Here is a 22811-nt window from a genome sequence, read left to right on the forward strand (position 1 = left end):
AACATGGGCGTATCAAGCCAAACCCGTAGTGGGGCGCTGGCGGAGGTTCTGGCGTCTGAGCGAAAGACGCTTAGCGAGCAAATGCGCGTAGCACTGCCGGGGATCATCCAGTCATTCGACCCAGAATCTTTGACGGCTGTTGTTCAGCCAGCGATCCGCTACATCGAGCGCGACAACGACGGCAACAAAAGCACGAAGGATTATCCGCTGCTGGTGGATGTTCCAGTTGTATTCCCTCGCGGCGGAGGCTGCACGCTGACTTTTCCTGTTAAGGCTGGTGATGAATGCCTTGTTATCTTTGCAGACCGCTGTATTGATTTCTGGTGGCAAAGCGGAGGTATTCAGGAGCCAGTAGACGAGCGCATGCATGATTTATCCGATGCCTTCTGCATTGTTGGTCCGCAGTCGCAGGCGAAGAAAATCGGCGGCATCAGCACCAGCGCAGTAGAGCTGCGCAGTGATGACGGGGAAACAAAGTTGAGTCTTAATCCTGCAAGCGGAGCTATCAACGGCACGGCGCCGGGAGGTTTTAACCTGAACGGGCTTAAAATTCTTTCGGACGGCCGCCTGCAGCTGGTGGATGGCTCAATCGTTGATAAGCATACGCATGGTGGCGTTGAGCCTGGTGGCAGCAGTACAGCACCACTCGGAGGATGATATGCGATACCGTCGAGAAGATGACGATGGGGATTACACCTTCGGTCAGGGCGATGATACCTGGCTGGTTAACTCCCCCGAGGCTGTCGCGCAGGCCATTAAAACTCGCTTCCTGCTTTGGTACGGTCAGTGGTTTCTGGACACCACAGAAGGTACGCCATGGATTCAGTCCGTTCTGGGTAAGCAAAAGCCTGACACCTACAACCTGGCTATCCGCCGGCGCATTCTGGAAACGCAGGGTGTCAGCTCTATTACCGAATTTAACACCGAAGTTGACGGCCGCACGCGCCGTGTAACGTTCACAGCAACGGTAGAAACCATCTACGGGACAACCACAGTAACCTCGGAGGCGTAATGTCTTTGGACCTCGATACACTCGGCTTATCGGCAACGGTAACCGCTGAGGGGATAAGTGCGCCCGACTATCAGACCGTTCTGGACACCATCACCGGCTATTTTCAGCAGATTTATGGCAGTGATGCTTATCTGGAGCCAGACAGCAAAGACGGCCAGCTGGTGGCGCTGGTGGCACTGGCTATCCATGATGCCAATAACACCGCCATTTCGGTTTACCGGTCATTCTCGCCGGCGACGGCTCTGGGTGACGCACTGACGAGCAACGTCAAAATTAACGGCATTACCCGACGCGCAGCGACGAACTCAACTGTCGATCTGCTGCTGACCGGTACGGTCGGTACAACCATCACTAACGGCTCGGTACGGGACACGAATGGCGTGGTCTGGAATCTGCCTGCAACGGTGGTCATTGGCTCCGACGGGACAGTGGTAGCTACGGCCACCTGTGCAAACTCGGGAGCGGTCGCCGCGGTAGCGGGGTCGGTAAACGGCATCAACACACCTACGCGCGGATGGGCTTCGGTAACTAACCCGCTGGCGGCCACTGTAGGCGTTGCGGCGGAAACAGATGCAGAACTACGCGTAAGGCAGTCGCAAAGCGTCGCGCTGGCGTCTCTCACGCCATTTGATGCGGTAGATGGTGCGATTGCCAACGTTGAAGGCGTGACCCGTCACAAACTGTTTGAGAATGATACCGAGACAACGGACGCTAACGGGTTACCAGAGCATTCTATCTCTGCTGTCGTTGAGGGTGGGGATGCAACAGAAATTGCCAATACCATCCGAAGCGTGAAGGGGCAGGGAGTTTCCACCTACGGCACGACTGCCGTGGTAGTCACAGATAAGTATGGAAACCCTTATACCATTCGCTTCTCTCGCCCAGTAGATGTTCCGGTATACGTGTCAATTACCCTGAAGGCGTTAACTGGCTACACCTCCGACATTGGCGATGAAATGAAAGCCGCTGTGGCTTCGTACATTAACTCTCTCGCCATTGGTGATGGTGTGCTGCTGAGCAGGGTTTATTCCCCGGCGAATCTCGGCGTAGTAAGCGGTGGGAATGCGCGATATTACGACATTATGGAGCTGTTAATAGGCCGGTCGGCTGAGTCCGTCGCAGCAGCTAATGTCACAGTCGTATATGACGAGGCTGTTTCATGTAGCGTGGAAAATATAGAGATAACGGTGACAGCATGAGCAAATACACCGAACTTATTTCCAACTACCATGCAGGAAAACCAAAATTTTTAAAACATGTTGACCTGTCGACAAGGCCGCTAATTGATGTGTCTGGTTCAGTGTCCGGTCTTATCTCTGCGTTCGACATAGATACTGGCGTAGGGGCACAACTTGATATTCTTGGTAAATGGATTGGAGTAGCCCGGACTGTTGCCGCGCCGATATCTGGTGTTTTCCTTGAATGGGACAAAGAACGAGTGGGCTGGGACCAGGGGATCTGGCTTGGTCCGTACCAGTCTTCTGACGCAATAACATACCTGAGTGATGACGTGTACCGGGTCGTGTTAAAGGCCAGGGTGGGTATTAATAACTGGAATGGTCAGAACGGAACGCTGCCAGACATTCTGGAAACAGCGCTCGCTGGTACTGGGATTAAAATGATCATCCTCGATAATCAGGATATGACGATCTCAGTGCTCATCGTCATTGATTCTGAATATTTAATGTCTGTAACAGACCGGTTGATATTTGATTCAGGTATGAATCGTGGTCCCTTTATTTCTCTTCCTGATGATTACACACCATCGCGATATGACATTAACCCAATAGATAAACTTCCCGCTGAGTTTGTTTTTGTGGTTCGTGCTGGCCTCCTTACGGTAAAAGCGGCCGGAGTAAGAGTTAGAGAAACGGTTACGCCCTCTAATGGATATAAATTCTTTGGTTTTGATGTCGAAAACGACTATATCGCTGGATTTGAGTCCGGTGCATGGGGAGAAAATTTCTGATGCCAGTTAACAACTTTAAACCATTTGCCATTGCATCTGGCTCAAATGTGACATCACAGACGGAATGGGAAGGTTTGATCGCCCTTTCTACAGGATTTACTGCAGGGCTGGCCAGGTCCGCCCAGATTAATAAAGCGCTGCGGCAGGGGACCGTTATGGCGAGCGTCTTAGCTCAGTTCATGGCTGAGACAACCGGAGAGGATGTGCTTGATGATGGTGACACAGCAAAGCTTGTATCCCTGATTACCATGTCAGTTAATTCTGTTGCGCGGAGTGCGCTTCCAGTTGGAACCCCCATCCCTTGGCCCTCAGATAGTCTACCCGCAGAGGGAAACTTCGCATTTATGCAGGGGCAAACATTTAGTCAGACGGCATATCCGTTACTGGCTGCTGCGTACCCGTCAGGTGTAATTCCAGACATGCGTAACTGGACCATTAAAGGGAAACCAGCTACCGGGCGTGCGGTGCTATCACAGGAGCAAGATGGTGTTAAATCCCACTCGCACACAGCATCTGCCTCATCAACAGATCTTGGAACTAAAGTCACGAGTAGTAACGGTGACCACTCCCACACGTGGGGATCTGCTATGCAGAAACAGGGGGGAAGTGATCAGGAGGTTGGCAATAATAGTGGGAATAATTTTGGTGTGACATCTACTGCAGGCGCACATACACACTCTGTAGTAATTGGGGCCCACTCACATACCATCACGGTCGGTGCTACTGGTAATGCAGAAAACACCGTTAAAAACATCGCATTCAACTACATCGTGAGGCTCGCATAATGACTTTTGAAATGTCTGATAAAACTCAGGTTGTAACCGTTTATCATATCAGTGACGACACGGGGGAGTTGGCGGGCTTTGAAGAGTTGTCAATCCCGCCTCACACTGGATTGCCAGCCTGCTGCACCCAAATAACACCGCCAGAAATAGGGCCCGGAGAAGCAGCGGTTTTCAATATAGCTGCTGGGCTGTGGTCTCTTATTGAGGACCATCGCGGAAAAACCGTATACAGCACAATATCTGGAGAATCTATTGAGATTTCAGCACTCGGAGAACTGCCAGAAGGGGTAACGACGAAGGCGCCAGCGGACAAATATCAAAAATGGGATGGCGATAACTGGGTTGACGATACAGAAGCTAAACACCTGGCTGAAGTGAGAAATGCTACTGAGCTATTGACCGAATTGATGCGCGAAGCAAACGCAAAAATAGCTCCTCTAAACGACGCTATAGAGCTTGGTATCCAGACTGAAGAAGAATTTACGAAACTGGCTGAGTGGAAAAAATACCGCGTTGCATTGAACCGCATTGATACATCTACGGCACCCGATATCGTTTGGCCTGAAATTCCTGCCTGATCCGCTTCTGAGGTAACACCACTATGCCATTTTATTTAACGCGGGATCCGGTTCCGTCGGCAGACATGCGTAACGTTTTTGATAACGCTCAGAATCTGGACCTTGCACTCAATGATTTAACTTCATCCTTATGGACTGATAGGCTCGGTCGTAGCCGTATGTCATGGTTCGGACTGGAGTCTGCATTTTCGGTAAAACTGAGTGACTTTGAATCCCGATTTACCAGCCAGATAGTCGAGCAGGAAGCCACTTTTGATGCTTCTCAAGCGGATAAAGAAAACCGGTTTCAACACTTTCTCGTGTCTTCTGGGTATGTATTTCTTGGGGATTACGAAAATGGCCCATTCCAGTTCAGTGCCCGTAACCAGTACATCCGCTATAACAACCAGTATTACCGCCTGAATGCTGCTACTAACGTCGGCTTTACGACCACCGGAACCGATGCAACCAGCTTTGCGAACGACGTTACTCACTTCGTTCTGATGGATGGTGACACGCTTCGCCAAAACCTGGGTTCAAGCGATGGACTGAAATGGATCGGAAAGTGCAAAGACCTCAGCACACTGCGCACGATTGAGCCAACGATTTCAGGGCAAAGTATTATTCTGGAGCGTGCTGTTGTCGGCGGGCCATTATTAAACGTAATTCTGACAAACAATCCGGCCGCATCAGATGCTGTCGACGATGGTTATAGTCGTTTCGTTACCGCTGGCGGTGCGGTATGGGATGCGGATATTTCTTTCGGGCATAACGTGTTTCTGGCGGGGTATTCTGACGAGCTAAATAACCTCGCCGACTGCCTGAATATGATAATTCAGGACAAGGTAAATAAAGTTATTTCCCGTGGCTACGTTGCAGGCGGTGTGGATTCTGAGATAAGAATTCCCCCAAACCCCAACGCTGAAGGCGTGACGAATTTTTACATGAATAAAAAATCCGTCAAAATCCCGTCGTTTTTGAGGGTTCATTCCGCGCCGGCGGCAATTTATGATTACAGCGACTTCACCACGGGTGTCGGCATTATTGGCAGTAATGAGTTTGAAGGCCTCACCAATGACATGATGTACCGGAATAACGGTGGTGGATGGGGAGCCGGAGCCGGTGCCTCTAACAGCCATAATTCGGGCGGATTTATTGGGAATGGCTGTTTAATAAAAGGCCCGAACACAACCTCAAACCCCAACGCGACCACCTATCCGGGCGTGCGCTGGGGTAATGTCACGTACCCCGGCGGCGACCAGGCCCATTTCAGGGATACCACCTTCTCTGATGCGCGCGTATCCGGCTGGGGTTCAGGGTTCCGCCCTGGCTCCGTTAATACCTATCTAATGGATGTGGTTGCCTGCCATTTTACAAATAACACCTACGGCATTGATACCTATACAGCATGGAGCGGTAGCACTCCGCAATGGGCTAACAGTGGCGAGAAAATGTCATTCCGCGGGTGCCTGATAGGTAACAACCGAAGCCATGCTGTTTATCTGGATAATCGCGGAGATTTCTTCTACTTCGATATGTGTAGCATTGACTACAACGGCGGGGATGTATTCCATTGCAGCCCGACCAACCTCGGGGAAGTGAATTACATTAACGGCCACATCGAGGGTAACAGCGGATTAATCCTTAACTGTCCGACGCGAACAACGAATGACGGGGAAAATAACGTCAAAATTCGCGGGGCGAAAATCTACCCAAATAAATCCACCAACGATAAATATGGTGGCGTCAGGGATATTGTGTTCGGGACAACCATCAGGACGATTCTGGAGCTGGACAGCTGCAATATCTTCTGCCGCGCACCGTATGTTAACGGCGCATACCCGACCTGGAAAAGTTACAACCCAGCCAACCTGGCACGTATCATCATTAAATATCCAGGCAGCGGCCAGACGTACCGCTTCCTGCCGTCCTATGACGGGGCATACGGTTATCGAATCAATGACAAGCTGCTGTTTTCCGGCACTGAAAATGAGAACGTCCCCACATCAAGAACGGGGGATTTCTGGTGCATAAAATCAGGCGGCGCATCATGTGTGTACGGCGGCGCTGGTGACGCAGACAGTGACGGGGTCATCCCAATTAAAATCACGCTGAACTCTCCGACCGATACGGTGCAGTTGCTGTTCAGCCGACAAATAACACCGGAGCGGGGAACGCAGCATATTCATGGTTTTTGCTCGATAAAAGCGGCGGCGTTTGCCGGGGCACTGAACGTATCGGCTATCGCCAGAACCATTGCCAGCGTCACCAGAACGGTAACTGCAGCACCTGGACCTGTAACGGAAACGGAGAATCTGTACGGGGTAAACCAGAGTATTTCTCAGGACATTCTGACTTCGCTGGCAAACCCCACAATTTCCATCACCAAAGATGACTACATGGGGACCAGGCCGCTGGCAGTCCAGCTAATCGGCGGGAATTATTCGTATCTCGGTTTCCTGTTCACCGGCGGCGTCGGCACTTTCTACGTCAAATTGCCGGTGTGGGCAAACCTCGATTTGCACCCGACTATCGGTTACCAGTAAGGAAAACCTCATATGACCGTGTATTACATCAGCAAAGAGGAGGACGGCGTTTACGCCGTCTCCACAACCGATATCAGCAGCATCATTTCTGGAGACTGGCCTGACGCTGAGTATTTTGAATACGCGATGGCAGCACTGGTTTCTTATCTGTCGTCTCAGCCAGAAGGTGAAGGTTATGTTCTGGTTGATAGAACAAAATCAGCGCCAGAAAATTAATGTAGCCAGGCGCCCGTCAGTAATGACGGCGTCTATTACGCAGGTTATTTATGTCTACATGGGTTATTGAATGGAATGGCTGGAAATTTGGTTCGGTTCTGGCCGTTTTTGCATGGGGAATAGTATTCCGTATGATTTTTGTAGAAAGCGACTGGATTGCTATGCTTGTCTCTGCATTTCTTCTGGGGTTCACTTTGCGCAGGGAGTAAGTCGGCCATTCATCACCGAAGATGGCGAAGCAATCGAGGGCGAAGCCCTGGACGATGTTACTGTCATCGGGGTCGTGACGTTTACTATCTGCGATGTGCGCCAGGACAATGCGGTTGTTTAGTTTCAGTAATTTGGTGGAAGATTTCGCGTGGCAGGCGTTTTGGGGCATGGGTGGGGCATATGAAATCAGTGAATTTCGCCAAATATTGCAAACAACGCATGTTGGATGCTATCTCCAGCCATTGAAAATGGCGCTCCTGGACGATATTTGTCGATTTTTAAATTTCCAGCGTCACCGTGGTGACGTGGCGGGTTTCGCAGATGCTTGGCCGCGCCGGCGTCAGATGCGCCAGCTCCCGGTCAAGCAGCGTCCGGTTGCCGGAGACCCGATCCAGGCCAATATAATCCTGTTCAAAATACGCCTGCCAGCTTAGGTGCGTCTTGCGCGCCAGCGGATGATCGTGCCGACAGGCGGCCACATAGCGGTCGTCGGCAAGAGGGGTGAATTCGATACTGGCTGGCAGGTTTTTGGCAAAGCAGAGGCCAAAGTCAGCCTGTCCGCTGCTGACCGCCTCGATCACATTCCCGACGCTGCTGTCAATCAACCGGATGCGCACCTGGGGATAACGCGCCTGAAAGCTGCGGATGATTTCCGGCATAAAGTAGTAGGCGGCGGAAGGCACTGTCGCCACCGTCACCAGCCCGGTGCGCGCCTTGCTGACCTGGCTGATATCCGCCAGCACCGTCTCGACATGGGCCAGCAGTTGCTCCGAACGTTCGGCAAAATTTTGCCCATACAGCGTGAGGGTCACCCGCCGGGTGGTGCGATCGAACAGCCGGTTGCCCAGCGCCGTCTCCAGCTTTTCGATGCGTCGGCTAAGGGCCGACTGCGACAGGCAGATGGATTCGGCCGCCAGCCGAAAACTGCCATATTCCATCAGGGCCCGAAAGGCGTAGAGATCGTTGAAGTCAAAATTTACGGGCATGGCGGCATCCTTATCGGCTCTCTGGCGCCATCGCCCCGTCCGGCGAGGGGCGATGGCGGGTAGCATATCGGGCAGGACTTCGGGCGCGCGGGAAACCGCGCGCCAGGGCTTACACCTTAAGCAGTTTTACCGTGGCATCGATATCGATTTCGTCTTCCGAAAAGATCAGGGTTGTCCCCTGAAAGGTGGTGATCGCCAGCTTTTTCACCGAGCGCATCTCTCCCGGCTGCACCGTGGCTTTTGGCCGGATGCTGTTCATCAGCAGCCCGACCGACAGCACGGCGTTTTCTTTATCGACGCGGGTCTCGACCGGCTCTTCTTCCCGGTACACCACATAGGATTTGATGGAGGTCAGCTTCAACCGCTCGCCGGCAATATAGATATATTTGCTTTCCGGAATGACCTTCACCGCGTAGGCCGACAGCCCTTTATTGTTGGTGGTAGGTTCGAAAGTCACCGCCGCGTCTTTCTTGATAAGATCAGGATTGGCGACCTTAATCACGTGAAAATAACGATTTTCGCCGTTTTCATCTTTGATAAATCCAAAACCTTTATCTTTAAACCACGTTGTGATTGTTCCGTTCATCGCCATGGTGATGCTACCAACTTGCTGATTTAGTGTATAATGGTGTTTTTGAGGTGCTCCCGTGGCTTCAGTCTCCGTCTGCTGTCCCTCCTGTTCCGCTACTGAAGGCGTGATGCGTAATGGCAAAAGTACTGCCGGGCATCAACGTTATCTCTGCTCTCACTGCCGTAAAACATGGCAGCTCACCTTCACTTATGCCGCTTCTCAGCCCGGTACACACCAGAAAATCATTGATATGGCTATGAACGGCGTCGGTTGCCGTGCCACCGCACGACTAATGGGCGTGGGCCTCAACACCATTTTGCGCCATTTAAAAAACTCAGGCCGCAGTCAGTAACCTCCCGGATACAGCCGGGCAGTGATGTCATTGTCTGTGCGGAGATGGACGAGCAATGGGGCTACGTCGGTGCAAAATCACGTCAGCGCTGGCTGTTTTACGCGTATGACAGGATACGCAGGGCGGTGGTAGCCCACGTTTTCGGTGAACGCACTATGGCCACACTGGAGCGTCTTCTGAGCCTGCTGTCAGTTTTTGACGTGGTGGTATGGATGACGGACGGCTGGCCGATGTATGAGTCACGTCTGAAGGGAAAACTGCACGTCATCAGTAAGCGTTACACGCAGCGAATTGAGCGACACAACCTGAATCTGAGACAGCATCTGGCAAGGCTGGGCAGGAAGTCCCTGTCGTTCTCAAAATCGGTGGAGCTGCATGACAAAGTCATCGGGCACTATCTGAACATAAAACACTATCAGTAAATTGGAGTCATTACCCGGTCATTCAGGGGGATTATGTCCCGGAATATGAACTCCGGGAAATAGCCCGACAAAATGGCACAGTGCGCACGAGGGTGCGCTTTCGTATTGAAGAAGATCCTGAGTCAGGGGAACTGGTTTCCCGCAGCTATGAGGTGGGGGAAAAAAGCGGGCTGGATCGGGTCCGGGTGCGGTTTGCAAAACAGCTGGATAAAGAGACATGGGGCTTTGAAGATCCTTCAATTAAAGGAACATTTGTCTGGTCCCGGTCTGCCGGGCAGGGAAAATTTGAGTGGGGAGCCAGCCAGACGACTGTCCATGACGGGAGCGCTGGCGGCTCTACCACACCGCCTACACCCATTCCGGAACCGCGGAGCGTCTGGGGATTGCCTAACCCGGCCCCGGAATCGTTACCGCCCGTACCGGGAACGCCGATCCCGGAGGAACAGGGACCAAATATTGAAACATTGCCCATCGAAGACCGGGATTTCAATGACTTTATTATTGTTGACCCGATGGGGGGTGTCCCGGCAATCTATGTTTATTTTCAGAAAGCTTCAGTTAGAGATTTAGAGGTTGACTATTACGGAAATTTTGAAGGTCGTTCAAGGCAGGGCCTATATGAAGTGGATCATATTCCTTCAAAGGAAGCTGTTAGGATATATTTGAAAGGGACATATCCAAACCTGAAAGATGACATTATAGAACAAATGACTGACAGAGTGGCTGCTGTCGCTATACCGATAGAAGTACACCGGCAATGTAGTGAAACCTATGGTGGGAAAAACAATAGTAAATTTAGAACACAAGACGGAGGATTAGTCACTCAAAAAGTTCTAGATGCCAGTAATTTAGAAGCTGCAGTTGATGCTAACTGGGATGTCAATGCTGAGTGCCTTAGGAATGAATATGGTGTAAGTGATGAAAAAATTGAAGAGATCAGGGCCAAACTACATGAGTTAAACCGGAAAGCGGGGTTATATTAAATGAGCTTGAATGTTGAGAAGTTGATAAAGAACCTTGGGAAATCGTATCTGGATATTTATGAGCAAGGATTGATCCCCTACAAAACAAAACCAAGTGGTACGGTTAGTGATGACATTTATAGATTAGATATGAAACGAGAGGGGGTATTTTTATCATTTTTTAATAATCAAGATAAAAATCTTAAGGAGGTGACCTTAAGGTTAGAGGATGAGAATAAAACTGACTGGTTATTTCCTAACTTGCTGCCATTTGGTCTTGAACCAGTAATGACACAGCGATGGGTACGAGACCGATTTGGTCATCCGATTACTTACGTTGATGCCTGCGTGATTATGACTATTTATGTCGGGGTGGAGGAAACATATATTTTACCGACTCCGAATCAAAATATTGCAGCGGCATTTTCTTACAATAAAGATTTTTTTGTTAACAGGATCACATTTATTCCGGTTGAACAGGCGAAAGAAATCCAGTCTGCACTTGAGAAAAAACGACTTGGTGGCAAATGATCATTGACGTCGAAAAACTGGTAAAACAACTGGGTAAGCCTTATCATGAAATTTACAGTCACGGGTTGATTCCTTATAAAACAAAGCCTTACGGTCCTATTGATGAAGATGAAGCTGAATTAGATATGAAACGAGAAGGAATTCTTTTGGTTTTCACCAATAATTCCGAGAAAAATCTTACTGAAATTACATTAAGGTTAGAAGATAAAGGCAAAACAGACTGGGTATTCCCCAATCCGATGCCATTTGGTATGGAACCGGTGATGACCCAATTGTGGGTTAGAGAGCGCTTTGGGTTGCCCATGATTTATGCTGATGCGGAAATCATCATGACTATTTATATGGGGGTGAAAGAGGTCTATGCTCTACCTACTCCTCATCAATATATCGCTGCCGCATTTACCTATAACAAAGATTTATTTGCAGAAACCGTGACTTTTTACCCACTGGAACGGGCCAAAGAGATTCAGGCCGTACTGGAGAAAAAACGATTAGAGAGTTAATGAATCCTTAATGGTCCGGTCATGACTGGACCATTTTCTTGCTCCATGAAGATAGTATTTAGCCGGATGTCGGGACGTGTGGTGTATTTATCAAATGAGTATTGATGTCGAACAGCTTATTAAGAAAATTAGTCGACCTTATCAGGAAATAGTTGAGCAAGAATTGATTCCCTATAAGAATAAACTGCATGGCCCGGTTGATGAAAATGAAGCCTATCTGGATATGTTGGTGGCAAATGAATATTGATGTCGAAACACTCGTGAAACAATTGGGTAAAGATCATCAGGAAATTTATGATAGTGGACTAATTAAATATAAGACAAAACCAACTGCCACAGCGGGCTATGATACAGCTACATTAGACATGAAACGAGAAGGATTGTTTTTCTCTTTCGAGAATGATAAAAATAAAACCTTCAAAGAAATTACATTAACATTAGAAGATGATGACATAACAGACTGGGTCTTTCCGAATTCAATGCCTTTTAATCTTGAACCGGTAATGACTCAAAACTGGATGCGTGAGCGTTTTGGGTTCCCAATGATTTATGGCGAGCCTAAAACTATGGGGAGTTACAGTCGTGGTATCAGTGAAGTATACCCACTGTTACCACCTAATCAGAATATTGCTGTTTTATTTGTTTATGACGCCGACCTTTTTGTTGTTAGTGTGACTTTTTATTCTATGGCGCATGCAGAAGCAATTCAGGCTGCGTCAGAGCGAAATAGATTAATGAATAAATAAGCGTTAATGTTTTACTGCTTGTAAATGATGATTTTTTACAGAGCTAATTCATATTCCCTGATCTCTGTACTGTTCCCGCAATGTTGACCACATTCTTAAGAAGAGCTGCTCCCCTAATGTGATCATAAGACCGATGAAATTGTTCTTTTTGCCCGTTACCGCATCACCACTGAAAAAGGCCCGGTATTCGAAGGCCGGGCAGATGCTGAGGGGAAAACGGCCAGCGTTTATACCGCATTGCCTGAGTCAATAAAAATAGAGCTACTGTGAGCCATGGACAGGAGAAAGCCGGGATGACACAAATACTGGGACCCGGAGAGGGAAAAACATCATCAGCCGCAAAAGAGCCGGTTGTTGAACGTAAACCCGCACAGGTATTTTTTGAATCGATGGCGCTGGCCGCCTCAATGAGTGGTTATTATGCAGGGCCAACAGCCACAACGCTGGGAAATTCGCTTTCATTGGGGGCGGGGACTGCGGCAGGTGTCGGAGAAGGCGTCGCGGGCGCACGGGTGCTGGCTGCGCCTAATCCCCTCACCGTTGCTCTGCTGGCTATCTTCTATTCTCCGTCACTGAATGAAGGTGAGACGGAAACGCTACAAAATATACGTGGCGACCAGCTCTATCAGAATCTGATCCATGGCCAGATGATGGTGGGCGCTTTTACCCGTGTAAATTCAACGGTCATTGAGGGGGATTATGTCCCGGAATATGAACTCCGGGAAATAGCCCGACAAAACGGCACAGTGCGCACGAGGGTACGCTTTCGTATTGAAGAAGATCCTGAGTCAGGGGAACTGGTTTCCCGCAGCTATGAGGTGGGGGAAAAAAGCGGGTTGGATCGGGTCCGGGTGCGGTTTGCAAAACAGCTGGATAAAGAGACATGGGGTTTTGAAGATCCTTCAATTAAAGGCACATTTGTCTGGTCCCGGTCTGCCGGGCAGGGAAAATTTGAGTGGGGTTCCAGCCAGACGACTGTTCATGACGGGAGCGCTGGCGGCTCTACCACACCGCCTACACCCATTCCGGAACCGCGGAGCATCTGGGGGTTGCCTAACCCGGCCCCGGAATCGTTACCGCCCGTACCGGGAACGCCGATCCCGGAGGAACAGGAACCAAATATTGAAACATTGCCCATCGAAGACCGGGATTTCGATGACTTTATTATTGTTGACCCGATGGGGGTTGTCCCGGCAATCTATGTGTATTTTAAGAAAGCCCCTGTGGAAGAGTATGAGGTTGACTATTATGAAAATTTTGAAGGCCGTTCAAGGCAGGGAAAATATCAAGTCGATCATATTCCATCTAGAGATGCGGTTCGTGTATATTTAGAGGATTTATATCCTGATGAGGGAAGTAAATATATAGATAAGATGGTTGATAAGGTTGCTTCAGTTGCTATTCCAATAGCTGTTCATCAAAAATGTAGTGAAACCTATGGCGGGCGTAATAATCGTAAGGTAGAGACAGAAAGCGGCGAGATGATAACTAAAAAAGAGCTAGATGCTCGTGACTTAGAAGCTGCCGTCAATGCCAACTGGGATGCGAATGCTGAATGCCTTAAGAATGAATATGGTATGAGTAACGAGAAAATCGAAGAGATCAGAGCAAAACTACATAAGTTAAACCGAAATGTGGGGTTATATTAAATGAATGTTAATGTCGAAACACTGATAAAGCAATTAGGAAAGCCATACCAAGAAATTTACAATAAAGGTTTGATTAATTATAAAACAAAACCTTATGGCTCGGTTAGTGATAATACTGCCAGGCTGGATATGAAGCATGAGGGTATATATTTAGCATTTGTTAATGATCTTGAAAAAAAATGAAAGAAGTAACATTAACGTTAGGGAAGGTGCGAACAAGTTCCTGATATGAGATCATCATATTCATCCGGAGCGCATCCCAGAGGGACATCATGAGCCATCAACTCACCTTCGCCGATAGTGAATTCAGCACTAAGCGCCGTCAGACCCGAAAAGAGATTTTCCTCTCCCGCATGGAGCAGATTCTGCCATGGCAGAATATGACCGCTGTCATCGAGCCGTTTTATCCCAAGGCGGGCAATGGCCGACGGCCCTATCCGCTGGAGACCATGCTGCGTATTCACTGCATGCAGCATTGGTACAACATGAGCGACGGTGCCATGGAAGATGCCCTGTACGAAATCGCCTCCATGCGCCTGTTTGCCCGATTATCCCTGGATAGCGCCCTGCCGGATCGCACCACCATCATGAATTTCCGCCACCTGCTCGAGCAGCATCAACTGGCCCGTCAATTGTTCAAGACCATCAATCGCTGGCTGGCCGAAGCAGGCGTCATGATGACCCAAGGCACTTTGGTGGATGCCACCATCATTGAGGCACCCAGCTCTACCAAGAACAATGAGCAGCAACGCGATCCGGAGATGCATCAGACCAAGAAAGGCAATCAGTGGCACTTTGGCATGAAGGCCCACATTGGTGTCGATGCCAAGAGTGGCCTGACCCACAGCCTGGTCACCACCGCGGCCAACGAGCATGACCTCAATCAGCTGGGTAATCTGCTTCATGGAGAGGAGCAATTTGTCTCAGCCGATGCCGGCTACCAAGGAGCGCCACAGCGCGAGGAGCTGGCCGAGGTGGATGTGGACTGGCTGATCGCCGAGCGTCCCGGCAGGGTAAAAACCTTGAAGCAGCATCCGCGCAAGAACAAAACGGCCATCAACATCGAATACATGAAAGCCAGCATCCGTGCCAGGGTGGAGCACCCGTTTCGCATCATCAAGCGGCAGTTCGGCTTCGTGAAAGCCAGATACAAGGGGCTGCTGAAAAACGATAACCAACTGGCGATGTTATTCACCCTGGCCAACCTGTTTCGGGTGGACCAAATGATACGTCAGTGGGAGAGATCTCAGTAAAAACCGGAAATAACGCCAGAAATGGTGGAAAAAATAGCCTAAATAGGCTGATTCGATGTGTTTGCGGGAAAAAAATCGGCCCAGATCCGCGAAATTTTAATCAGCGAGTCAGCTTGGGAAGAAATGACCTGCTTATTCGCACCTTCCTTAGAGGATGAAAGCAAGAGTGACTGGTTGTTTCCTAATCCGATGCCTTTTGGTCTGGAGCCTGTGATGACGCAGCCGTGGGTACGGGCGCGTTTTGGGTTGCCGATGATTTATGTTGATGCGAAAGTGGTTATGACGCTCTATAGAGGAGTAAAGGAGTTTTATCCGCTATTAGCTCCTGATCAAAATATAGTTGCGTCATTTAGCTATAATAAAGATTTTTTTGTTGAAAGTGTGACTTTTTATCCGCTGGAGCGAGCCAAAGAAATTCAGGTTGCGCTGGAGAAAAAGCGACTTGGTCGCAAATGAATATTGACGTCGAAAAACTGGTAAAACAATTGGGTAAGTCCTATCAGGAGATTCTTGAGAAAGGGTTGATTCCTTATAAAACAAAACCTTATGGCCCTATTGATGAAGATGAAGCTGAATTTGATATGAAACGAGAAGGAATTCTTTTGGTTTTCACCAATAATTTCGAGAAAAATCTTACTGAAATTACATTAAGGTTAGAAAATAAAGGCAAAACAGATTGGGTATTCCCCAATCCGATGCCATTTGGTATGGAACCGGTGATGACCCAATTGTGGGTTAGAGAGCGCTTTGGGTTGCCCATGATTTATGCTGTATGCTCTACCAGCTCCTCATCAATATATCGCTGCCGTATTTATCTATAACAAAGGTTTATTTGTAGAAACCGTGACTTTTTACCCACTGGAAAAAGCCAAAACAATCCAGACAGCAGTGGAGAAAAAACGGCTTGGTGGCAAATGAATATTGATGTCGAAAAACTGGTAAAACAATTAGGTAAGCTCTATCAGGATATTCTTAAAAACGGCTTGATTCCTTACAAAACTGAACCCTACGGTGCAGTCGATGATGATGAATCTATATTAAATATGAAACGTGAAGGGATGTTTTTGGTCTTTACGAATGATCCTGATAAAAAATTTAAAGAAATATCTTTAAAGTTAGAAGATGAAGGAAAAACTGATTGGTTGTTTCCTAACCCGATGCCATTTGGTCTGGAGCCGGTGATGACCCTGCAGTGGGTGCGTGCACGCTTCGGGCTGCCGATGATTTATGTTGATGCGAAAGTGGTTATGACTCTCTATAGAGGAGTAAAGGAGTTTTATCCGCTATTAGCTCCTGATCAAAATATAGTTGCGTCGTTTAGCTATAACAAAGATTTCTTTGTAGAAAGTGTGACTTTTTATCCGCTGGAACGAGCAAAGGAGATTCAGGTTGCGCTGGAGAAAAAACGACTTGGTGGCAAATGATCATTGACGTCGAAAAACTGGTAAAACAATTGGGTAAGCCTTATCATGAAATTTACAGTCACGGGTTGATTCCTTATAAAACAAAACCTTATGGTGCCATTGATGATGATACAGCCAGATTGAATATTAAACGAGAGGGGATATATTTAGCGTTTATTAATAATTCGGAAAAAAACTTAAAGAAGTGACATTAACACTCGAAGATGAAGGTAAAACTGACTGGGTATTCCCCAATTCGATGCCATTTAGTATGGAACCGGTGATGACCCAATTGTGGGTTAGAGAGCGCTTCGGGTTGCCCATGATTTATGCTGATGCGGAAATAATCATGACTATTTATATAGGGGTAAAAGAGGTCTATGCTCTGCCTGCCCCTCATCAATATATCGCTGCCGTATTTACCTATAACAAAGATTTATTTGTAGAAACCGTGACTTTTTACCCACTAGAACGGGCCAAAGAGATTCAGGCAGTACTGGAGAAAAAACAACTTGGTGGCAAATGATTATTGACGTCGAAAAACTGGTAAAACAACTGGGGAATCCCTATCATGAAATTTACAGTCACGGGTTGATTCCTTATAAAACAAAACCAGTTGGACCAGTGGATGTTGATACAGCATCACTGTATATGAAGCGTGAAGAGCTATATTTATCTTTTGAGAATGATAAAGATAAAGTTTTTAACGAAATTACGCTGACTCTTGAAGATGATGAGAAGATGGATTGGGTCTTCCCTAATGCAATGCCTTTTGGTCTTGAACTTGTAATGACACAGAAATGGGTGTGCGAACGCTTTGGGCTCCCAATGATTTATGGTGAGCCTAAAACGATGGGGAGCTATAGTCGTGGTATTAGTGAGGTATACCCACTGTTGCCACCTAATCAAAATATAGCTGTTTTATTCGTTTATAATTCTGATCTTTTTGTTGTTAGTGTAACTTTCTATTCTATAGAACATGCAAAAGAAATTCAGGCGGCTCTCGGGAAAATACGGTTGTCTGGAAATTGACGTTCGAAGTGAAAAATCCTTAATGTGGGGAATATCACCTCAGGGAAGAGGTATACATTCAGTAAAGAGAGGCGTACAGATATGCCGGATCTTACTTTGTGTCTGTCACTCTTTCTTTGATGGGAGTGACAGGTTTCCGTTTATTATTGAATGTCATTGCCGCCATTCCCCTTGTTAAAATAGATGCGATAGAGTATGCGAATAAATAATTACTGCATCGCTGATATATAAAAGGAAATTCAATGTCCAAAGGTTTTGTATTACTCGGCGATAAAACCACGCACGGCGGTGCTGTTATTTCCGCATCTTCCACCATGATTGTAAATGGAAAGCCCGTAGCGCTGGTGGGGGATAAGGTCAGCTGCCCGATTCCGGGACATGGCACTAATGCCATTATTGAGGGATCGCCGGAATGGTCTTCCGATGGTAAAGCCATCGTGGTCGATGGCTGCAAATGTCAGTGCGGTTGCCAGGTGATTTCCGGCGCGCCGGAATGCGCGATAGGATAAAAAATGGGCTGGGTACGAACAAAAGCATTGACCATGGAGCAGCCATCGGCTCCTTCACTGACCCGATGGCTGTTTGCCGGTGTACTGATGGCGATTATCGGTGTCCTGCTCTTTATCCTCCATGCTTCCGGCACCGTAAAAATTCTCTCAGTGATAAATATCTGGTGGGTATCCCTGATGCCTGCAGGATGCTGGTTGCTGATTTTTTGTCTGCGTTGCTACCTGTGGGACAGGGATCTGAAAGCGCATCAGTTCTTGCTGAAAGAGGCGGAATACGGACAGCAGAGGTGGGAAGACTGGGCCGGGCGCTGGCTGGCCGTTCTGGGCAGTGCAGTGCTGTTGCCGGATCATATTTCTGCGGCGCATTGGGGGAGTGAGCGGCCTCAGCAATACGGACTTACCCGCAGGATTAATTACCTTCCGGTAGAAGAGCCCGTGCAGTTGAGTGCGATGCATGCGCTGCTGACCAGTATAGAAGAGCGCGTGCAGTGCCTGCCGGAAGAGCTACCGCTGTATGTCACCCTGATCACGGATAATCCCTCGCCTGAGCTGACCAGCAGTTTCAGTAATCTCTGGAAAGAACACATTCCTGGCCGTGCCGTGCCTGATGATATTACCGTTACCGGCTCATTCTCACTGTCGGAAGTGGAGGAGCGCCTGAAGCAGCCTGTACTGACGGTCAATTTACTCCTGGTCATCCAGCTCAACGGTGGTACAGCATACTCCGACGGGCTGGCCGTGCTGCTGCTGACCAGCGATGATGTGGCGCAAAAATACCATCTGCCGCACTCATCACGGCTGTTACGTCCTATGCCCTTAGATATGACGAACTTTGAAGACGATATCACCCTGTTTCTGGAAACCCAGACTGTCGCCTGCCATACGCCCTCCGTTATCGGGGACGCAAAAAAATGGACGGAAAGAAGCGCCGCGCTTATCACGCAGGGCGGCAAAATGCATACCCCATGGAAAGCTGAAGATATCGCGCTGCTGGAAAAATGGTGCGGTATTCCGGGACCCGCAGCGCCCTGGCTCCTGACCGCGCTGGCAGCCGATCTGGTCAGCCTCCGTAAACAGCCCCTGCTGGCGTTATTTTCCAGCGAACAGGAACATTTTATCAGTACCATCACCCCAGGGAGTGAAGATGAATATACCGGGTAATGGCCTGGGCCGGTTTGGCCTGGCCGGGCTTACGTTGGCCGGGATGGCTGCAATATGGTGGGGGATCACCCGCTATGGCGGCATGCTGAATATCAATACGCGGGGCGAGCAGGTACTGGCGTTTGTCCTGGTCTGTCTGGCGTTGGTATTTGTTTTTTACCTTCCTGCAATGTCCCGCCGTGTGAAGGAGAGTTTATATCGCCGGCAGTCGCAGCAGGACAGCGTCTTACCCGGCGAAGAAGGGCGCGTGGCGCTGACACCTCCCCATCATATTACGGTGGGGGAAATTCGCCAGACTCTACGCTATCAGTATGGACGCGCCTGGTCCCGCAAAGTCCGTATTCTGCTGATAATTGGCTCAGTCAGAGACGTAGAACAACTGACCCCAAAGCTCACGCAGGAACTCTGGCAGGAAGATCAGGGTACATTATTGCTGTGGGGTGGAGACCCTGGGGCAGCGGTAGATAACGCCTGGTTCACAGCGCTGCGTAAACTGCGTTATCGCCCGGCTGATGGTATGGTGTGGGTAACATCGGGCTTTGACGGCGTTTTGACAACGATGAACAGAACGAAGCCCAGGCTCACGCCAGATGAAATGGACAGTGTGTCTCACTCTCTAAAGCTACGCTACGAAGCTCTTGGCTGGAAACTACCCCTATACGTCTGGTCGCTGTATGAGGGGGGCAACGAAAAAAATGGACGTATCACTCAGCCTGTAGGCTGCCTGTTACCTGCAGGTTGTACGCCGCAAATAGTTGCCGAACAGTTCACTGCCCTGGCGTCGTTACTGATAGAGCAGGGCATCCAGCAGATATGCGGGCAACCACAGCACAATTTTTTACTCGCGCTGGCCGATCAGTTGACCCGTAAACCGGAAACGGTGACGGAGCCGTTATCGGTATTGCTTAATCCTTACCGCCCGCAGCCGCTGGCCGGGGTGGTATTTAGTGAGGCGTCAGTAGAGGCTGGTCGCAGTGTCCGTCATCACTGGGGACGGGATAACCGCTGGGAAACGATACCAGACTCAGTGCTGTGGTTGCCAGCCGGTCTACGTCCGCGCAAACAGGGAGTCAACTGGATGCGTGGGATGAGCGTGGCCGCCGCCGCCCTGATGTTACTCTGGGCCGCCTCAATGACAGTCTCTTTTATCGCCAACCGCCACCTGGTGGCGATCGCACAGCAGCAGGTGCAGCAGGCCTCGGCGGGAAAACAGCCGCTGGCCGTACGCCTGCATGCGCTCTCCGCGTTACAGAAAACGCTTTCTCAACTGGAATACCGCTCGCAGCACGGAGCGCCGTGGTACCTCCGCGCTGGCCTCAGTCAGAACGATGACCTGCTGGCGGCGCTGTTCCCGCGCTACGGGGAGATGGCGCAACCGCTGCTGCGCGATGCGGCGGCGCATCATCTGGAAGAGCAGCTCACCGCCTTCGTGCAGCTGCCGCCGGACAGCCCACTGCGTGAGAAGATGACGAAGACCGCTTACGGACAACTGAAACAATATCTGATGTTGACCCGCCCGGAAAAAATGGACGCCGCGTGGTTCGCCACTACGCTAATGCAGGACTGGCCGCAGCGCTCAGGCATCGCCGACGCCGTCTGGCAGGGCAGCGGCCCTTCGCTGCTGGCATTTTATGCCGCCAGCCTGGCATCGCATCCGCAGTGGCGTCTGCCTGTCGATGACGGTCTGGTCAGCCAGGTGCGCACACGGTTAATTCGCCAATTGGGCCAGCGCAACAGTGAGTCCACGCTTTACCAGAAGATGCTCGCGCAGGTGGCGAATCAGTATGCCGATATGCGCCTGGCGGATATGACTGCCGACACCGATGCTTCGCGTCTGTTCAGCACTGATGAGGTGGTGCCGGGAATGTTTACCCGTCAGGCCTGGGAACAGGCCGTGCAGCCGGCCATTGAGAAAGTGGTCGCGGAACGCCGCGATGAAATGGACTGGGTGCTGAGCGATACGAAGCAGACTGCCGCGCAGTCGACGTCGCCGGAAGCTCTGCGAGCCAGGCTGGCGGAGCGTTATTTCGCTGATTTCAGCGGCGCCTGGCTGGATTTCCTCAACAGTCTGCGCTGGCAGCGCGCGGCGACCCTCTCCGATGCTATCGACCAGCTGACCCTGATGGCCGATGTGCGCCAGTCGCCGCTGGTGGCGCTGATGAACACCCTGAGCGTGCAGGGGCGAACCGGCCAGACCGGGGAAGCCATCGCCGATTCGCTGGTCAAATCGGCCAGGCAGCTGTTCAACCGTGACAACCCACCCGCCATCGATCAGCAGTCCGGCTCGCGCGGTCCTCTGGATGCCACCTTCGGGCCCGTACTGGCGCTGCTGGACAATCGCGACGGCGGGACACCCACCAGCCGTCTTAGCCTGCAGACCTTCCTGACCCGCGTCACCCAGGTGCGTCTGCGCCTGCAGCAGGTCACCAACGCCACCGATCCGCAGGCGATGACCCGGTTGCTTGCGCAGACGGTATTCCAGGGCAAGGCCGTGGATTTAACCGAAACGCGCGACTACGGCAGCCTGGTGGCGGCGGGGCTGGGCCAGGAGTGGAGTGGATTTGGGCAAACGCTGTTTGTTCGCCCGATGGAACAGGCCTGGCAGCAGGTGCTGACCCCGGCGGCGGAAAGTCTCAACGCCCAGTGGCGCAGCGCGGTGGTGGAGGACTGGAATAGCGCTTTTGGCGGTCGCTACCCCTTTAAAAATACCAGCAGTGAAGTCTCTCTGCCGCTGCTGGCAAAATACCTCGACAGCGAGACCGGGCGCATCGCCCGCTTTCTGCAGACCCGGCTGAACGGCGTGCTGCATAAAGAGGGGAGCCGCTGGATGGCGGACAGTATCAATGCTCAGGGGCTGACGTTTAACCCGGCCTTTCTGCAGGCGATGAATACCCTGAGCCATCTCTCCGACGTCGCGTTCGCCAACGGCGAAGCGGGATTGCATTTTGCGCTACGTCCCGGCACCGCGGACGGCGTGATGCAGACGGAGCTGGTCATCGACAATCAGAAACTTGTCTATATGAACCAGATGCCGGTCTGGCGGCGGTTCAGCTGGCCCGCTGACACCGAAGCGCCGGGCGCCAGTCTGAGCTGGATCAGTACCCGGGCGGGCACCCGCCAGTATGGCGATTTCCCGGGCGCCTGGGGGTGGATCCGTCTGCTGGATAAGGCGGTGGTCAGCGCTTATCCCGGAACGAGCAGCAGCTGGAGCCTGAGCTGGAAAGCGCCGGATGGTCTGTTTCTGAACTACACGCTGCGTACCGAGGCGGGGGAAGGACCGCTGGCGCTGCTGGCGCTGCGAAACTTTACGCTACCGGAGACGATATTCAGCGTGCGCGCGTCTGCTGAACGTGTTCCGCTGACCGACGATATACACCCGGCGAAGAGGGATACTGAACCTTCTCCCTCACTGATTGGCGTTGACCTGCAACGCCAG

Annotated in this window: 23 protein-coding genes and 6 pseudogenes; 27 read left to right on the forward strand and 2 right to left on the reverse strand. The window is 50.4% G+C overall.

Features of this window, described 5'->3' with window-relative positions; genetic code table 11:
- Nucleotides 1-3 precede the first annotated feature (3 nt).
- The 9 genes from KB892_RS09035 (at nt 4) to KB892_RS09075 (ending at nt 7416) form a co-directional block, all read left to right on the forward strand.
- Nucleotides 4-657, forward strand: coding sequence for a Gp138 family membrane-puncturing spike protein (locus KB892_RS09035; protein WP_029498693.1), 654 nt, complete (start codon nt 4-6; stop codon nt 655-657).
- A gap of 1 nt (nt 658) precedes the next feature.
- Entirely contained in the window at nt 659-1012 is a 354-nt protein-coding gene (locus KB892_RS09040; RefSeq protein WP_029498691.1) for a thioredoxin domain-containing protein, read from the forward strand.
- Nucleotides 1012-2211 (forward strand): baseplate J/gp47 family protein, encoded by a 1200-nt coding sequence (locus KB892_RS09045; protein WP_062920893.1) that lies wholly within the window; start codon nt 1012-1014, stop codon nt 2209-2211. Before KB892_RS09040 ends, KB892_RS09045 begins: the two co-directional genes overlap by 1 nt.
- Nucleotides 2208-2981: a baseplate wedge 1 family protein gene (locus KB892_RS09050; RefSeq protein ID WP_071570708.1), complete on the forward strand. Its 774-nt coding sequence runs from the start codon at nt 2208-2210 to the stop codon at nt 2979-2981. Before KB892_RS09045 ends, KB892_RS09050 begins: the two co-directional genes overlap by 4 nt.
- A complete protein-coding gene (locus tag KB892_RS09055) occupies nt 2981-3766 on the forward strand; it encodes a tail fiber protein (protein ID WP_163622916.1) in 786 nt (261 codons plus the stop codon). The genes KB892_RS09050 and KB892_RS09055 overlap by 1 nt, the downstream gene beginning before the upstream one ends.
- Nucleotides 3766-4344: a tail fiber assembly protein gene (locus KB892_RS09060; protein WP_163622917.1), complete on the forward strand. Its 579-nt coding sequence runs from the start codon at nt 3766-3768 to the stop codon at nt 4342-4344. Before KB892_RS09055 ends, KB892_RS09060 begins: the two co-directional genes overlap by 1 nt.
- A 23-nt stretch (nt 4345-4367) precedes the next feature.
- On the forward strand, nt 4368-6869 hold the full coding sequence (locus tag KB892_RS09065) for a hypothetical protein (protein WP_194201653.1): 2502 nt from the start codon (nt 4368-4370) through the stop codon (nt 6867-6869).
- Between the two features lie 12 nt (nt 6870-6881).
- On the forward strand, nt 6882-7085 hold the full coding sequence (locus tag KB892_RS09070) for a hypothetical protein (RefSeq protein ID WP_163622918.1): 204 nt from the start codon (nt 6882-6884) through the stop codon (nt 7083-7085).
- A gap of 70 nt (nt 7086-7155) precedes the next feature.
- Nucleotides 7156-7416 (forward strand): hypothetical protein, encoded by a 261-nt coding sequence (locus KB892_RS09075; RefSeq protein ID WP_100097451.1) that lies wholly within the window; start codon nt 7156-7158, stop codon nt 7414-7416.
- 172 nt (nt 7417-7588) lie between these two features.
- On the opposite strand, the pseudogene KB892_RS09080 reads toward KB892_RS09075, so the two are convergent.
- A pseudogene (locus KB892_RS09080) lies at nt 7589-8281 on the reverse strand (LysR family transcriptional regulator); the annotation flags it as partial.
- Between the two features lie 109 nt (nt 8282-8390).
- The gene (locus KB892_RS09085; protein ID WP_002910657.1) at nt 8391-8873 is read right to left on the reverse strand and encodes a cold-shock protein; all 483 of its coding nucleotides are present in this window, start codon (nt 8871-8873) and stop codon (nt 8391-8393) included.
- A 55-nt stretch (nt 8874-8928) separates the two neighbouring features.
- Between KB892_RS09085 and KB892_RS09090 the strand changes: the two genes are divergently transcribed.
- From KB892_RS09090 to KB892_RS09175, 18 genes and pseudogenes are all read left to right on the forward strand, one after another.
- A protein-coding gene (locus KB892_RS09090; RefSeq protein WP_223174630.1) for an IS1 family transposase occupies nt 8929-9626 on the forward strand; the annotation gives its coding sequence in 2 pieces (ribosomal slippage) (nt 8929-9178 and nt 9178-9626; 699 coding nt in all).
- Nucleotides 9627-9643: 17 nt separating this feature from the next.
- Nucleotides 9644-10609, forward strand: a pseudogene (locus tag KB892_RS09095) (S-type pyocin domain-containing protein); the annotation flags it as partial.
- Nucleotides 10610-11119: a DUF6392 family protein gene (locus tag KB892_RS09100; RefSeq protein WP_002910593.1), complete on the forward strand. Its 510-nt coding sequence runs from the start codon at nt 10610-10612 to the stop codon at nt 11117-11119.
- On the forward strand, nt 11116-11622 hold the full coding sequence (locus KB892_RS09105; protein ID WP_002910591.1) for a DUF6392 family protein: 507 nt from the start codon (nt 11116-11118) through the stop codon (nt 11620-11622). Before KB892_RS09100 ends, KB892_RS09105 begins: the two co-directional genes overlap by 4 nt.
- 94 nt (nt 11623-11716) lie before the next feature.
- Complete coding sequence (locus tag KB892_RS09110; protein ID WP_002910589.1) at nt 11717-11869, forward strand: DUF6392 family protein; 153 nt, start codon at nt 11717-11719, stop codon at nt 11867-11869.
- Nucleotides 11859-12368, forward strand: coding sequence for a DUF6392 family protein (locus tag KB892_RS09115; RefSeq protein ID WP_002910586.1), 510 nt, complete (start codon nt 11859-11861; stop codon nt 12366-12368). The genes KB892_RS09110 and KB892_RS09115 overlap by 11 nt, the downstream gene beginning before the upstream one ends.
- A 120-nt stretch (nt 12369-12488) precedes the next feature.
- Nucleotides 12489-12638: pseudogene (locus KB892_RS09120) on the forward strand (type VI secretion system tip protein VgrG); the annotation flags it as partial.
- Between the two features lie 23 nt (nt 12639-12661).
- A complete protein-coding gene (locus tag KB892_RS09125) occupies nt 12662-14017 on the forward strand; it encodes an S-type pyocin domain-containing protein (RefSeq protein WP_004175505.1) in 1356 nt (451 codons plus the stop codon).
- Nucleotides 14018-14200 (forward strand): DUF6392 family protein, encoded by a 183-nt coding sequence (locus KB892_RS09130; RefSeq protein WP_021464429.1) that lies wholly within the window; start codon nt 14018-14020, stop codon nt 14198-14200.
- Nucleotides 14201-14289: 89 nt separating this feature from the next.
- Complete coding sequence (locus KB892_RS09135) at nt 14290-15270, forward strand: IS5-like element ISKpn26 family transposase (RefSeq protein WP_073547080.1); 981 nt, start codon at nt 14290-14292, stop codon at nt 15268-15270.
- 123 nt (nt 15271-15393) lie between these two features.
- Nucleotides 15394-15726 carry a DUF6392 family protein gene (locus tag KB892_RS09140; RefSeq protein ID WP_206659712.1) on the forward strand — a complete coding sequence of 111 codons (333 nt, stop codon included), beginning with the start codon at nt 15394-15396 and terminating at the stop codon, nt 15724-15726.
- A pseudogene (locus KB892_RS31085) lies at nt 15723-16188 on the forward strand (DUF6392 family protein). Before KB892_RS09140 ends, KB892_RS31085 begins: the two are co-directional and overlap by 4 nt.
- A complete protein-coding gene (locus KB892_RS09150) occupies nt 16185-16694 on the forward strand; it encodes a DUF6392 family protein (protein WP_062955038.1) in 510 nt (169 codons plus the stop codon). Before KB892_RS31085 ends, KB892_RS09150 begins: the two are co-directional and overlap by 4 nt.
- A pseudogene (locus KB892_RS09155) lies at nt 16691-17199 on the forward strand (DUF6392 family protein). Before KB892_RS09150 ends, KB892_RS09155 begins: the two are co-directional and overlap by 4 nt.
- Nucleotides 17196-17705: a DUF6392 family protein gene (locus tag KB892_RS09160; RefSeq protein WP_062955036.1), complete on the forward strand. Its 510-nt coding sequence runs from the start codon at nt 17196-17198 to the stop codon at nt 17703-17705. The pseudogene KB892_RS09155 and the gene KB892_RS09160 overlap by 4 nt, the downstream one beginning before the upstream one ends.
- Nucleotides 17706-17947: 242 nt before the next feature.
- Nucleotides 17948-18214: a PAAR domain-containing protein gene (locus KB892_RS09165; RefSeq protein WP_002910497.1), complete on the forward strand. Its 267-nt coding sequence runs from the start codon at nt 17948-17950 to the stop codon at nt 18212-18214.
- Between the two features lie 3 nt (nt 18215-18217).
- Nucleotides 18218-19375, forward strand: a complete 1158-nt coding sequence (locus KB892_RS09170; RefSeq protein ID WP_004198077.1) for a hypothetical protein — start codon at nt 18218-18220, stop codon at nt 19373-19375.
- Nucleotides 19359-22771, forward strand: a pseudogene (locus tag KB892_RS09175) (ImcF-related family protein). Before KB892_RS09170 ends, KB892_RS09175 begins: the two are co-directional and overlap by 17 nt.
- The last annotated feature ends 40 nt before the right edge of the window (nt 22772-22811 follow it).

This window comes from Klebsiella sp. P1927, assembly GCF_018204675.1.
In the GTDB taxonomy this organism is placed as follows: domain Bacteria; phylum Pseudomonadota; class Gammaproteobacteria; order Enterobacterales; family Enterobacteriaceae; genus Klebsiella; species Klebsiella pneumoniae.